11 protein-coding genes are annotated in these 14,145 nt (G+C 44.3%); 9 read left to right on the forward strand and 2 right to left on the reverse strand.

Features of this window, described 5'->3' with window-relative positions:
• Positions 1-9: 9 nt before the first annotated feature.
• The 3 genes from sthA (at position 10) to ABXT60_RS06355 (ending at position 3,388) form a co-directional block, all read left to right on the forward strand.
• Positions 10-1,413 carry a Si-specific NAD(P)(+) transhydrogenase gene (gene sthA, locus ABXT60_RS06345; protein ID WP_443631897.1) on the forward strand — a complete coding sequence of 468 codons (1,404 nt, stop codon included), beginning with the start codon at positions 10-12 and terminating at the stop codon, positions 1,411-1,413.
• Between the two features lie 63 nt (positions 1,414-1,476).
• Positions 1,477-2,718 (forward strand): lipoprotein-releasing ABC transporter permease subunit, encoded by a 1,242-nt coding sequence (locus tag ABXT60_RS06350; RefSeq protein WP_443631898.1) that lies wholly within the window; start codon positions 1,477-1,479, stop codon positions 2,716-2,718.
• Positions 2,711-3,388: an ABC transporter ATP-binding protein gene (locus ABXT60_RS06355; protein ID WP_443631899.1), complete on the forward strand. Its 678-nt coding sequence runs from the start codon at positions 2,711-2,713 to the stop codon at positions 3,386-3,388. Before ABXT60_RS06350 ends, ABXT60_RS06355 begins: the two co-directional genes overlap by 8 nt.
• Here ABXT60_RS06355 and ABXT60_RS06360 read toward each other — a convergent pair.
• Entirely contained in the window at positions 3,385-3,891 is a 507-nt protein-coding gene (locus tag ABXT60_RS06360) for a DUF2062 domain-containing protein (protein WP_443631900.1), read from the reverse strand. The genes ABXT60_RS06355 and ABXT60_RS06360 overlap by 4 nt on opposite strands.
• Before the next feature lie 116 nt (positions 3,892-4,007).
• On the opposite strand from ABXT60_RS06360, the gene ABXT60_RS06365 reads away from it, so the two are divergent.
• The 5 genes from ABXT60_RS06365 (at position 4,008) to murB (ending at position 9,648) form a co-directional block, all read left to right on the forward strand.
• Entirely contained in the window at positions 4,008-6,437 is a 2,430-nt protein-coding gene (locus ABXT60_RS06365; RefSeq protein WP_443631901.1) for a DNA internalization-related competence protein ComEC/Rec2, read from the forward strand.
• A 163-nt stretch (positions 6,438-6,600) separates the two neighbouring features.
• Positions 6,601-7,608, forward strand: a complete 1,008-nt coding sequence (gene lpxK / locus ABXT60_RS06370; RefSeq protein WP_443631902.1) for a tetraacyldisaccharide 4'-kinase — start codon at positions 6,601-6,603, stop codon at positions 7,606-7,608.
• A 29-nt stretch (positions 7,609-7,637) separates the two neighbouring features.
• Positions 7,638-7,820, forward strand: a complete 183-nt coding sequence (locus ABXT60_RS06375; RefSeq protein ID WP_046483356.1) for a Trm112 family protein — start codon at positions 7,638-7,640, stop codon at positions 7,818-7,820.
• Entirely contained in the window at positions 7,820-8,590 is a 771-nt protein-coding gene (gene kdsB / locus ABXT60_RS06380; protein WP_443631903.1) for a 3-deoxy-manno-octulosonate cytidylyltransferase, read from the forward strand. Before ABXT60_RS06375 ends, kdsB begins: the two co-directional genes overlap by 1 nt.
• Positions 8,590-9,648, forward strand: coding sequence for a UDP-N-acetylmuramate dehydrogenase (gene murB / locus ABXT60_RS06385; protein WP_443631904.1), 1,059 nt, complete (start codon positions 8,590-8,592; stop codon positions 9,646-9,648). The genes kdsB and murB overlap by 1 nt, the downstream gene beginning before the upstream one ends.
• Positions 9,649-9,654: 6 nt before the next feature.
• Here the strand turns inward: murB and rne are convergent, their stop codons facing one another.
• On the reverse strand, positions 9,655-12,534 hold the full coding sequence (gene rne / locus ABXT60_RS06390) for a ribonuclease E (RefSeq protein ID WP_443631905.1): 2,880 nt from the start codon (positions 12,532-12,534) through the stop codon (positions 9,655-9,657).
• 626 nt (positions 12,535-13,160) lie between these two features.
• On the opposite strand from rne, the gene rluC reads away from it, so the two are divergent.
• Positions 13,161-14,126, forward strand: a complete 966-nt coding sequence (rluC, locus tag ABXT60_RS06395) for a 23S rRNA pseudouridine(955/2504/2580) synthase RluC (protein ID WP_046483533.1) — start codon at positions 13,161-13,163, stop codon at positions 14,124-14,126.
• Positions 14,127-14,145: the final 19 nt, after the last annotated feature.

Below are 14,145 nucleotides of genomic sequence, written 5' to 3' on the forward strand. Positions count from 1 at the left end.
GAAAACAACATGGCAGATTATGATTATGATCTAGTAGTTATTGGTACCGGACCAGCAGGAGAGGCTGCAGCGATTAACGCGGCTAAACTCGGTCGTAAGGTAGCAGTTGTAGAAATGCGTGATCAAGTGGGTGGTGGTTGTGCTCATAAAGGCACTATTCCGTCTAAGGCTTTACGCCACGCTGTTAAGCAGATCATTGAGTTTAATACTAACCCTATGTTCCGTGCCATTGGAGAACCTAACAACTTCTCTTTCCCTCAGGTGCTAAAAACAGCCAGTGAAGTAATTGCGAAACAAGTAATGCTCCATACGCAGTTTTATGCCCGTAACCGAGTAGACGTTTTCTTTGGTTTTGCCCGTTTTTTAGATCGCAATAATATTGAAATATTGGGCAATGAGACTAACGAAAATTTACGCTTCGATCAGGCCGTTATTGCCACTGGTTCCAGCCCTTATGAACCAGATGATGTAGACTTTTCCCACCCGCGTATTTATACCAGCGACACCGTACTTAACTTAGAGCACACACCACGCACATTGATTATCTATGGTGCCGGTGTCGTGGGTTCTGAATATGCGTCTATTTTTGCTGGTTTGGGTGTGAGAGTTGAATTAGTCGATAACCGTGCTAACCTGCTAGAATTCCTTGACGTCGAGATTTCAGACTCTTTGAGCTATCATCTGCGCAATAATGGCGTGCGCATACGCCACAATGAAACCTATAAGGCTGTTACGGCTGACGAAACCTCAGTATCTATAGAGCTTGAGTCTGGCAAGCGTATTCGTGCAGATATGCTATTGTTCTGTAATGGGCGTTCTGGTAATACTAAAGGTATTGGCTTAGAAAACCTTGGGATCCAAACTAACAGCCGTGGCCAGTTAGAAATTGACCAACGCTATCAAACTAACGTAGAAGGCATTTACGCAGCGGGTGACGTAGTAGGTTGGCCAAGTTTGGCTTCAGCTGCCTATGATCAGGGCCGTTCAGCAGCCACAGACTTGCTGGGTCTACCTGGCTTTCGATTTGTAGATGATGTTCCAACAGGTATTTATACAATTCCAGAGATCAGTTCCTTAGGTAAAACGGAAGAACAACTTACCGCAGAAAAAGTTCCTTATGAAGTGGGGCAAGCCTTTTTTAAAGATCTTGCACGTGCACAAATTAGTGGTGAAGTGGTCGGTATGCTGAAGATTTTATTTAACCGTGAAACCTATGAAATTCTAGGTATTCACTGCTTTGGTGACAGAGCCTCAGAAATTATTCATATCGGTCAAGCCATTATGAACCAAAAAGGCGATGCTAATACAATTGAGTATTTTGTAAACAATACCTTTAATTTTCCCACTATGGCAGAAGCATACCGTGTAGCTGCTCAATTGGGACTTAATAGAGCGCGGCAGGTTAATCACTAATCAACACTTACTAAAGCTGCCATCATTTGATCTGGCAGGTTTTTTTATCCCATTAGGAAACTTATGTTTCAATCCATCGCTTTGACTGTTGGCCTAAGATATATCCGAGCTCAGCGGCAGAATCACTTCATTTCCTTCATCTCGCTAATCTCTATGTTGGGCCTAGTTCTAGGTGTGACGGTACTCATACTCGTATTGTCAGTAATGAATGGCTTTGATCAAGAGCTACGAAAGCGCATTTTGGGCATGGTCCCCCATGCAACTGTGCAAACATCTGAACCTATAATGGATTGGCAACAACCTGCTGAGGTAGCAATGCAGGTTGAAGGTGTTGTTGGTGTGGCTCCTTTTGTTCATGGCCAAGGTATGTTCAATAATCGTGGCAGAATACAACCGGTGTTGTTACATGGTATTGAACCAGAGGCTGAATCTAGAGTGTCGATATTGCCAAACCATATGACCTATGGGTCTGTGTCTGACCTAAAGGCTGGGCAGTTTAATATTCTTATGGGCGATCTTTTAGCACGTCAACTTGGAGCAAGGCTAGGCGATAAAGTGACTTTATTTTTGCCTGAAGCATCGTTAACAGTCGCAGGCATTATACCTCGGCTAAAACGTTTTACCTTGGTTGGTATTTTTAAAGTTGGTGCAGAGCTAGATGCTAATTTGGCTATTATGCATATTGCTGATGCCAGTAAGCTTAAACGTTTAGGGGGTGGGGCAGAAGGTTTGCGTTTGAAGTTAGATGATTTATTTACTGCACCAGAGAAAGCAAAACAAGTTGCATCCCAATTACCAGGTCAATACTGGACCAGTGACTGGACACGAACCCATGGTAGTTTATTTCAAGCCATTCAGTTGGAACGACGCATGTTGGGTTTGTTATTAATGCTTGTGGTTGCTGTAGCAGCGTTCAATATTGTGTCTACCCTAGTAATGCTTGTGGTTGAGAAACAAGCTGACATCGCCATTCTTAGAACCCTAGGGGCAAGCCAAAGAGATGTGATGGGTATATTTATTGTTCAAGGCAGTATTATCGGTTTTCTGGGGACTTTGCTTGGGACTTTTATAGGCGTTGTTATGGCGCTCAATGTAACCCGCATTGTTGACTGGGCTGAACAATTGTTTGGCTTTAAAGTTCTTAGTGCTGATGTTTATTTTATTAGTTACTTTCCTTCTCAGGTTAAGTTAGAAGATGTATTAATTATAAGTATTGGCTCTTTTATCCTATGTGTCTTGGCGACACTTTATCCGGCTTGGCGAGCATCAAAAGTAGAGCCAGCAGAGGTGCTGCGTTATGAGTAATTGGGTTCTAGAGGCCTCTGGTTTAACCAAGTCGTTCAAGGATGGTGAGCGGCAGGTAGACGTGTTAAACGATTTGCAATTGCAGCTAGCCCATGGTCAAAGTATGGCTATCATTGGTAGTTCAGGGTCTGGCAAAAGTACCTTGCTGCAGCTGTTAGCTGGTCTAGAGCAACCTGATGCTGGAGAAGTATTTGTTGCTGGTGAGTGCTTGTCTAACTTAGGTGGCAACCAAGCGGCTAAACTGCGTAACCAACGGCTCGGTTTCGTTTTCCAGTTCCACCATTTATTAGCTGAGTTTAGCGCCTTAGAAAATGTAATGCTGCCTCATATTATGGCAGGCAATGCACCAAGCATGGCAGAAAAAAAATCGGAGGCAATGTTAAAAAGAGTAGGCTTAGGTGATCGTACTAACCATCGGCCCGGGGCTTTATCTGGTGGTGAGCGTCAACGTGTTGCTATCGCCCGTGCGCTAATCAATGAACCCGCATGTTTACTAATGGATGAACCTACTGGTAATTTGGATAGACATAATGCGCAACAAATATTAGCTTTACTCAAACAGTTACAAATAGACCTTGGTACTGCATTTATTGCGGTTACCCATGACCTAGAACTAGCAAGCCAGTTGGATTCACAGTTAAGGTTGCAAGATGGAAAGCTATTGAGTTAACGCTTACGCTTAAGCCAGTTACGTTTAACCTTCCAGCTCCAAAGAAGTTGCACAGTAAAAAACGCAATCACAGCTAAAACGAAGCCGCTAGTAAAAGAGCCTGTATAAAGCGGCTTCCATAACATGTGCAGTTGATCAAGCAACCAGCTTTTAGACCATTCAAAGTCTAACTGATAGCTTGGCGTTTGTAATATCCAGGTGCCAAGCTTATAGTTTGCGTATAACATCGGTGGCATAGTCAGTGGATTACTAATCCAAACTAATGCCACAGACAACGGTATGTTAGCTCGCCAAATTAATGCAATAGCGGCCGCTAATAACATTTGTAGTGGCATTGGTATCATGCAGCAAAAAATGCCGATGGCGCAGCCCTTCGCAACACTTGATCGTTTAAATCCCCATAGTTGAGTATCATGCATTAAACTATTTAACCAACCAAGTGACTGGTATTGGCTGAGTTTTTTTGGATCTGGGCTAATACGTTTAAAAAACTTCCGTGGCATGGTCTAACCTTAATAGGAGTGGCAGGTAAGGAGTTTTTAGGCGCACGCCTTACCTGTTGATTATGCGCTTATATACACGCTAAGCCAAGGCTTCGCGGGCTCAGGGATGAGACATTATGTATATCAATAGTTTATTTTTATTGCTGTTTTGGTGTCTAGGTTGGTCTGAATTTAGTGTTGTAAATAGCCTTTACCTTGTTACCGTGTTGTCAGTTGCACTTTTGGTTCCCTATGCCCGTGGTAAAGCAGCTTTATGCTTGGCCACATTTATACTAGCTAGTGCAGGCCAGTATCATCTAACTTATAGCCAGTTTCCCCATCCGTGGACTGGTAAAGACCTACTTATCAACGCCTGTGTTTCAAAGATAAAATCGACCCGTGTTGGCCTTAGTCTAGTGCTAACTGACGCACAAATTAGTGTTCCTCTATTGCAACTAAATAAACGTATTAAACCTGTATACAAGGCTATGCCTAAACCCCTGCCGGGATCAGTAAAAGTGAGTGTCTATCCCTATGCGAATGCTGCACAACCGCAACTTAAAGGACTAGATTCCGCACTAGGCTTGGCGGGTTTAATTGGTCAAAAAGTAGAATTAATTGTGCGGTTAAAAAACGCAAAAAATTATCATAACTACCATTCTTACGATTACTTTCGGTGGACCCAGTTAGAGGGCCAAACGGCGTCTGGTTATGTTAAGCAGTGGCTTTTTACTGGAGGCTCTTGCAGTCGCTTAAACTGGCCAAATCTGCAACTGGAGCAAGTGCGTCAAAGGTTATGGCAGACACTGCAAAGTTTTACAGAAGCTAAGTCTATGTCCGCTCAGTCGGTTAGTTTGTGGGGTGCTCTTGTGCTTGGACAGAGTTCAGCGCTAACAAAAAAACAATGGCAGGTATTGTCAGCCACTGGCACAACTCATTTGATGGTAATTTCTGGTTTGCATGTAGGTTTAGTGGCAGTGTTAATGATGTTTCTAATACGTTTATTAATATTACCTTTGGGTATTCGCAGTAGTTTTGGCCTTCAAGTTGGTGTTTGGGTAGGGCTTTGCGCAGCACTAGTTTTTGCGCTATTAAGTGGTTTTGGATTACCTGCGCAGCGAGCGGTTATCATGTTATTGGGATTAATGTGGGGCGCTATATGGGGTTTGAAACTCAGCTTTAGTCAACGATTATATACGGCGTTTTTCATCACCCTTATTTTACAACCTATTAGTGCCACACGTTTAGGCTTTTGGTTATCATATGTTGCTGTATTCGCCTTAGGTTTGGTGTGGTACCAGTCTGCCAGCCAACAATGGTGGCATAGGGTTATAAAATTAGTCGCAGCTCAAGGTGCCTTATCTTTGTTATTGGTACCTATTATTGCCCTGAGCACTGGTTATGTCAGTGTTGTTGGCCCTTTAGTCAATATTATCTTAGTTCCCGTTTTTAGTGTGTTTCTCATTCCTGCCTTATTACTGGTGAGTCTTATCAGCACTATGTTCGCTCTTCCTGACTTTGTGTTCGCAGGTATAGACTTTACTTTAGTTTCATTGTGGCAAGGTCTGGAGGCCGTTGCAGGTATTACTTGGTCGCAGGTGTTTGTTGGTTGGTTACCAATGGAGAGCTTTGTGTCAGCCTTCATTATAGGGTGCCTTTGTTTGGTTGTTAGGCGCTGGCATTGGCCAGTGTTAATTTTACTGATGCCTTTAATAGGCTTTGTGGTGTTTAACTCCCTTATTAATAATTCGCCTAAAACGTCTATCAATAGTCAATCTAAGGTTGTTGTCACCTTGTTGGATGTAGGCCAAGGTTTAAGTGTTTGGGTTCGGCAAGGTGAGCACAATATGTTGTATGATCTTGGGAATCGTTATCACAGCGGATTTAACTTAGTGGATGCTGTTATTTTGCCAGAGATGCTAGGTCAAGGTGTTAATCAGCTTGATGTATTAGTTATCAGTCACTGGGATATGGATCACAGCGGCGGCTTAAATGCATTATTACAACAGCAGCTAGTAAAGCGCTTAATATTGCCCTCTGAACATAAACCAAAACGGGAGCAAGCAATGGTTGTGTCAGCAGCAGATGTAAGTCGGTGCACTAGCACCCGCTGGAAAGCCCTGTGGGAAGACGCCAATACTCCTCTTATGTGGCGCCAAATTGCCTTGGCTGATTATGGCTTAACTGGCAACAACGCGTCGTGTGTCATATTACTTAAGTTATTTGGACGCCAGGTGTTAATTGCTGGAGATATTGAAGCTAAGGCAGAAACTATTTTAGTGGAATTGTCAGGGAAGTTAGGTGCAATGTCCCTTGCTAGTGACGTGTTAATTGCACCGCATCATGGCAGTAAAACATCGTCTTCAAAAGAGTTTTTAAACCATGTGATGCCTGCTTACGTATTAATTTCTGCAGGAAAAAATAACTCATATGGGCATCCGCATAAAAATATAACTAGCGCGTATTGGCGCCATGGCAGTCATTGGTACAATACTGGCCGACATGGGCAGATACAGGCGATATTTGAAGCTAATGGCAGCTACCAAGTGATGCCATATTTGCCCTAAAGGGGCAGCTTATTAGGCTCTACATAAGTGCTATATATAATTACTTGATAGCACAGGGGTGTAGGTTATAATGATCCGATAAAGGCCTGTATGGTGCCACGGTATGCAACCATGCCAAATGACGGCCAGGTGAAGCTAAGCGCAGACTTAATATGGAACATAGGTGACTGAAAAAATACTCAACGCATGGTATCGAGGGGCTTGGTGGTTATACTTATTACAGCCCTTGGCTTGTCTGTACCTATGGCTTAGAAGTTGGCATATTTATAGGCAGCCTAAGCTCGGAAAAAACCTTCTTCCCCTAGTAGTTATTGGCAACATTACTGTTGGAGGTACAGGCAAAACGCCACTGGTAGTAGCTCTTGTTGCCGCGTTAAAAAGTAAAGGTTTGCGCTGTGCCATTATTAGTCGTGGCTACGGCAGCAAGGTTGGTGCTGGACCCCACTGCGTTACTGCAGAAGACAATGCTCATACCGTTGGTGATGAACCGCTATTATTGAGTCAATTAACCGGCGTACCCGTAGTGGTAGGCTGGCGCAGAAAGTCTAGTATTGCTTGGTTGGCAGAGCAAAAGCAATTTGATCTAGTTATTAGTGATGATGGTTTGCAACATAACGCTATCAAAGGTGATGTAGAATGGTGCTTGCTTGATGCAACTCGTGGTATTGGTAATGGTTTATGCATTCCTGCTGGACCTTTAAGGGAGCCGGCCACCAAACTTTCTCAGGTGAATCAAGTGTTCACTACAGGCATGCCTAGTAGCACCATCAACGCAAACATAAAACACTATATGCAAGGGCACACATTGTGTCACTTACACCCCAGACTTGACCAGTTAAAGCGAGTGTTTGATGATTTAGTTGTGCCTTGGCCTGATGTTGCAAAACCAATGTTTGCAGTAGCTGCTGTGGGCCATCCAAAACGGTTTTTTGACGACTTACGTCATCGTGGATATGACGTTGATGGCAAAGGGTATGCAGATCATTATCAATTTAAAGAACATGATCTGCCACAGCACGAATTAATTATGACAGCTAAAGACGCTGTTAAATGTAGATCATGGGCCCAAGCTAAAAATAATGAGCCACCAAAGCCTTGGTTATATGCAACTCAATCATTAACTATTGCACCTGCGCAAATAGATGCGCTGTTGTTAGAATTAGGTTTATAACCTACTACACCCTATAAATAAGGATTCCCATGGATAAAAAATTATTAGAAGTTCTTGCCTGCCCAGTGAGCCATGGCCAACTATTTTTCCATTCACAGACAAATGAACTTTTTTGTCCTGCCAGTGGTTTAGCTTATCCTATTGATGCAGGTATTCCTGTTTTATTGGAGGCACAAGCAAGGCCCCTTACTGAAGAAGAGAAGCAAGCTTAATGGCTTTTTCTGTGATAATTCCAGCTCGGTTTTACTCAAGCCGTCTGCCAGGCAAGCCTCTGCTAGACCTTGGTGGCACAACGATGCTTCAGCGAGTTTACCAGCAGGCATGCAAGAGTGAAGCATCGCAGGTCTACATAGCGACAGACCATATAAATATTGAGAATCATGCAAAAGAGTTTTGTGACAAGGTAATTATGACCCGTGAGAACCATGTTACGGGCACTGATCGGTTACAGGAGGTTGTGGCTCATCTGGCGTTGCCAGATGATCATATTGTAGTGAATGTTCAAGGGGATGAACCCCTAATACCGCCACACTTAATCAATCAAGTGGCCAACAACCTAGAACAATACGCTGATGTCTCAATCGCCACCTTAGCTGAACCTATAGAAGATATTTCCCAAGTATTTGATGCTAATGCAGTGAAGCTGGTGCGCAATGCAGCCAATATGGCCATGTATTTCTCTCGGGCGCCTTTACCATGGGATAGAAGCTGGAATGACACCGACACTAAACGTGTAACGGAGGATATTTACCTGCGGCATATTGGACTTTATGCCTATCGTGTAGGTTTTTTACACCGTTATGTGGCTTGGCCGCAGGCAAGCTATGAAACACTTGAAAGCCTTGAACAACTCAGAGCCTTGCATCATGGTGAAAGTGTTCATGTAGACTTAGCACCAGAAGGAATGCCAGCTGGGGTCGACACTTATGAAGACTTAATACACATGCGAAAATTTCTTGCCTCAATGGCTCTGGAAAGTTAATGGAATTGCAGCGCAGGGTTAACCTGAAACCCTACAATACGTTAAGTTTAAACGTTGAAGCTGCATATTTTGTTGCTATCAACTGTCTCGATGATTTACGCCAAGCACGAAAATTTTGTCATGATAAATGTTGCCCTTGGCTGCTAATAGGGGGTGGTAGTAACCTTGTGCTTACTCAAGACTTTGAAGGTTTAGTCATGCTCATGGCGATGGATCAGGTGTTTTGGCCAGTTGAGAAAGAGAAACAAAGCATATCAAAGACGTTTAGTGTTAATGCGCAAGCGGGTTATGAATGGGACCTTCTTGTTGCTGAATCAGTTGCCCGTGGAGCCAGTGGCTTAGAAAATTTGTCATTAATTCCAGGGCAGGTAGGCGCTGCACCCATTCAAAACATTGGCGCTTATGGTGTAGAACTAAAACACTGCCTTGAGCTTGTGCAGGTGTTTAATTTTGATACTGGTGACACGTTTGAACTAGCAGCTAAAGACTGTGAGTTTGGCTATAGAGATAGCGTATTTAAACGTAACCGAAGCTGGATTGTTACCCAAGTTCAATTCTCCTTGACCTATGGGAATCAGCCTCAAGTTAGTTATGGCATTATCGCAGACACCATTATGTCGCTATCGGGTGAGCTCGCAGCTAATGCCTCACCGCAACAGGTACGAGATGCAGTGATCCATATCCGTCGTTCTAAGCTGCCAGATCCAAAAAAAGTTCCCAATGTTGGCAGTTTTTTTAAAAACCCCATAGTGAGCGATAGCCAAAAACAGAAATTAGCACAACAATGGCCGGGGCTCGTCGCTTACGCTATCGATGGCAAGGGTCACAAATTAGCGGCCGGTTGGCTGATTGATCAGTTAGGTTGGAAAGGGTTTAAGCAGGGTGATGTAGGTGTTCACGAACATCAAGCATTAGTCTTGGTCTGCTCAGGCGTCGCTACGGGCAAAGACGTATTAGATTTGGCTCAGACAATAAAAGTTGACGTGGCCAAAAAATTTGGTGTCACATTAGAAGTAGAGCCTCGGTTGTTTGACAACCGAGGTGAGTTTTACCTATAAAGTAACTTAACCTTCTTTAGCTGCGTCTTGCTCAGCTGCAGCTTTTTCACGGCGACGCTTCTCACGTGGGTCATTGTGAGCACGCGGGCGAGAAGAGCGCGGTGCAGTGGCTTCATTAGTTGGCACTGGCTTAATTTCTTCTAGCGTAACCGCCGCCTCAGTTTCAACCGCCTTGTCAATCGCAACTTCTGGGGCTTTTTCTACTAGGGCCTCAACTACTGCTTCAGTCTTTTTCACTGGTGACGTTTTTTTAGGAGTTTCAACTGTAACTTCAACCTTAACTTCTGCAAGGGTTTCAGGTTTAACTTCTTTAGCAACGTCCACCTTAACGTCAGCAACAACTTTAGCAGACGGTGCAGCGACAACCTCACTAGGGCTCTCAGGTTTTTTCTCAGTTATTGCCTCAACAACTTCCACAGTCTTTTCCACAGCTGCATCAGCAGGTACTGACGGGCTTTCGATTGAGGTTTCAACGACTGCTTCGGTAGGTTTAGCTTCCTTCGGTTTGCGTTCACGTGGTTTACGTTGGCGAGTTTTTTTATCGCCTGTTTCTTTTTTAGGTGCCGCTTCAGTCTCAGAGTTGGTCTCAACCACGTCAGCTATCACTGCTTCGGTAGGAGCAACTTCAGTTTGGGTGATGACTTCAGGGGTTATGGCCTCTTCAGTTACTGCGCTGGTATTTGCATCTAGGCTTTGATCAGTTTGTGGTTTGGGGTTGCTACGCTTACCGTTACGATCTCGACGACGCTTCTGATCACGAGTGCGGTTGGCATTTGATTCATAAGCTTCCTCGGGCAAAGAAGGGGCCTGCGTAGCAGTTTCTATGGCTTCAACAGCTTTAGGCTCGCGACTCTTGTTTCGAGTCTCCTGGCGACGGTTGTTGCGCTTCTCATCTGTATTTCGGTCGTTCTTGCGCTCTTCGTTCCGGCTTTCATTTCGTGATTCGGTACTGGCTTCACTACGAGACGTGTTACGAGACTCCGTATTAGCTTCGTTACGCTTGTCGTCACGTGATTCATTGCGTCTGTTACCATTGCGGCCACGACGACGATCATCATTTTGGTTCCGATTTTGGCTATTGCGAGAACTGTTACGTGACTCATTACGAGAAGTTGAGGCTTTAACCGGTGGTTTTTCTTCTACTTTAGCTTTCGGCTCACCATTAATTAAACGGCCCAAGGCGCCCAAGATACGGGCACCTAAACCTGTGGTTTTAGCAGGCTTTGCAGCAGTGGTTTTGGCTTTAACTGGCGCAGATGCAGTAGCTCCTGTTTCTGGAGCTGGTTTGGCTGGCTGAATGCTTTCCACTGCTGGCTTTTCCATCGCTAGAGGGGTTTTAGCATCAAACTCCTTAGCGTCAAAGTGATGTTGAACCAAGTCTATTTCATAACTTGTTTCACTCGCCTGCGCTGCTTCATGGTCGTCTCGCAAGCGGCTCACTTCAAAATGAGGTGTATCCATTTGTGGGTTTGGAATAATCACTACCCGAACACCAACAGTTTTTTCAACTTCTAAAATCTCTGCTCGCTTCTCGTTGAGTAAGTAGGTTGCCATATTAACTGGTAATACTACCCGAATCTCAGCGGAGCGGTCTTTGCTTGCTTCTTCATTGATTAAGCGAATAATAGACAAGGCTAATGATGCAACGTCACGAATACTGCCTTGGCCACTGCAGCGTGGGCAGACGATACCTGACGTTTCACCCAATGAGGGGCGCAAACGTTGGCGAGACATTTCCATTAAGCCGAAACGAGAAATACGCCCGACTTGTACGCGGGCACGATCAAGTTTTAAGCTGTCACGTAGTTTGTTTTCCACAGCGCGTTGGTTACGCATTGGGCCCATGTCAATAAAGTCGATCACAACTAAACCACCCATGTCACGCAAACGTAACTGGCGAGCAATTTCTTCTGCCGCTTCTAGGTTAGTGTTTAATGCTGTTTCTTCAATATCGCTGCCTTTAGTGGCCCGTGCTGAGTTAATATCGATAGACACTAACGCTTCTGTTGGGTCGATTACTATAGCACCGCCAGAGGGAAGGGTTACTTCACGCTGGAAAGCAGTTTCGATCTGAGATTCAATTTGGAAGCGATTGAATAAAGGAATTTCTTGGTCATAGAACTTTATTTTGTTCTCATAACTAGGCATAACTTGTTGTACAAAAGTTAATACATCTTGATAAACCTTAGGTTGGTCGATCAATACTTCGCCAATATCTTGGCGTAAATAATCACGCATTGCGCGAATAATCACGTTACTTTCTTGGTAAATTAAGAAGGGGGCCGCGTGCTTGTCAGAGGCGGCAGTGATCGATTCCCACAGTTGCTGTAGATAATCTAGATCCCACTGTATGTCTTCAGCACTGCGGCCAATACCGGCGGTACGAACAATGACGCCCGACTCAGCAGGAACAGTCAGTTGATTCATTACTTCGCGAAGTTGAGAACGTTCTTCACCTTCAATGCGACGGGAAATGCCGCCAGCACGGGGGTTATTAGGCATCAAAACTAGGTAACGGCCAGCAAGGCTGATAAATGTGGTTAAGGCAGCGCCTTTATTACCACGTTCTTCTTTGTCCACTTGAACTACAATTTCCTGACCCTCTTTAACCAGCTCACGTATGCTTGAGCGACCGCTTTGAGAAGGGTCTTTGAAGTATTCGCGAGAAATTTCTTTAAGAGGAAGGAAACCATGACGTTCTGAGCCATAGTCAACAAACGCAGCTTCTAAACTTGGTTCTACCCGGGTGATACGGCCGCGATAAATATTGGCCTTCTTTTGTTCACGAGCTCCAGATTCAATATCTAGGTCATACATACGCTGGCCGTCGACCAGAGCAACGCGCAACTCTTCAGAGTGGGTTGCATTAATTAGCATTCTTTTCATGGTGTTCAATTTCTTGAAACCCATTTACCCTACGGCAATTAATATGTTTACGGGCGTACTGAGGCTAATAAAAGCCCTTACGGTGCAGGAAACCGTTACCTTCTCGGATAAATATGCTCTGCACTAGGCAGCTCACATTATGTTAATGGTCTGTTTTAACTAACAATATCAGTCATATAGGTTAGCCTTTAAACTAACTCACCAGCAGCCTGCTTTAACTTCAATAAGGCCCTGTTTATTCTATTGATTTGGCTATTGCCTTCGTGTGCTCACTTCAGCACTGTAATTCTTTTTCAGACCGGTCCATGGGTAGGGTACATCTACACCTAAACACCAAGCATAAATTAATTCGCCGTAACTGGGTAAAACGGGTGGTTTTACGTTAAATAACTGGGAATACCCCGAGTTACAGCCTATTTCATTTGGATTTTGCGGTGCCACATATACATTCGGCATTAACGGCAAAATCAACGGGTTGGGATTGTCAGGCCCCACCTAAAAATTGGATAACTGAACGGGGCTATTAATTTTCTGCCCAACAACTGATTTAATGTCAGTTTCAGTGGCTGCTATGTTACCATTCAGGCCCTTAGCCCGCAATTAATAAAGCCATTAGTTTTTCATTTATGCCACAAAAGCCGACTCCTCCGCCTGCATTAACCGCTACTTCTGTAAAATTTGTCTCTATTGATGATGATAGAGCAGGTCAGCGTATTGATAATTTTTTAATGACGCATCTTAAAGGAGCCCCCAAAAGCCTAATTTACCGCATTGTTAGGAAAGGAGAGGTGCGAGTCAATAAAGGTAGAATTAAACCTGACTATAAGTTAAAAGATGGTGATATCGTGCGAGTTCCACCGGTTAAGCTGCCAGAGCCGAATACGCCAGCCGCGGTGGGCAAGGGCTTAGAAAAACAGTTACGTGACGCGATTTTATATGAAAGTCCGGGCCTATTGATTATTAACAAACCCCATGGATTAGCCGTTCATGGTGGCAGTGGCATTAACCTTGGTCTGATAGAAAGCCTACGTCAGCTTTATCCCAACGAGCGTTCTTTGGAGCTAGTTCATCGTTTAGATAGAGACACATCGGGCTGCATTATGGTGGCCAAAAAGCGTTCAACTTTAAGGGCTATTCATGCCCAACTTAGGGATGGTGGCATAGACAAGGTTTATCAAGCCTTGGTGATTGGTGGCTGGCCTAAGGCTTGTCAAAAAGTAGATGCACCGCTATTGAAAAATGTGGTTCAATCTGGAGAACGTATGGTGCGTGTGGTTCAGGAGGGTAAGCGCAGCATTACTCGGTATAGAGTGTTACAAAGTTTAGGTCAGTTTACGTTGATTGAGGCCAGACCGATTACCGGTAGAACTCATCAAATACGTGTTCACTGTCAACATATGGGCCATCCTATCGTGGGTGATCCTAAATACGGGGTAGACGAAGTAAACCAGGTGCAGCGCCAATTAGGATTAAATCGACTATTTTTGCATGCAGCGCAATTACGTTTGGTTGACCCTAGCACGGAGAAGAAAATCGATGTTCGTGCTCCCTTAGATCTGCGTTTACAGCACGCTGTTGAACGTTTGAGCTAATGTCCGACTAATGCGTACT

It is taken from the genome of Candidatus Njordibacter sp. Uisw_056 (assembly GCF_047730085.1).
In the GTDB taxonomy this organism is placed as follows: domain Bacteria; phylum Pseudomonadota; class Gammaproteobacteria; order Pseudomonadales; family Balneatricaceae; genus Njordibacter.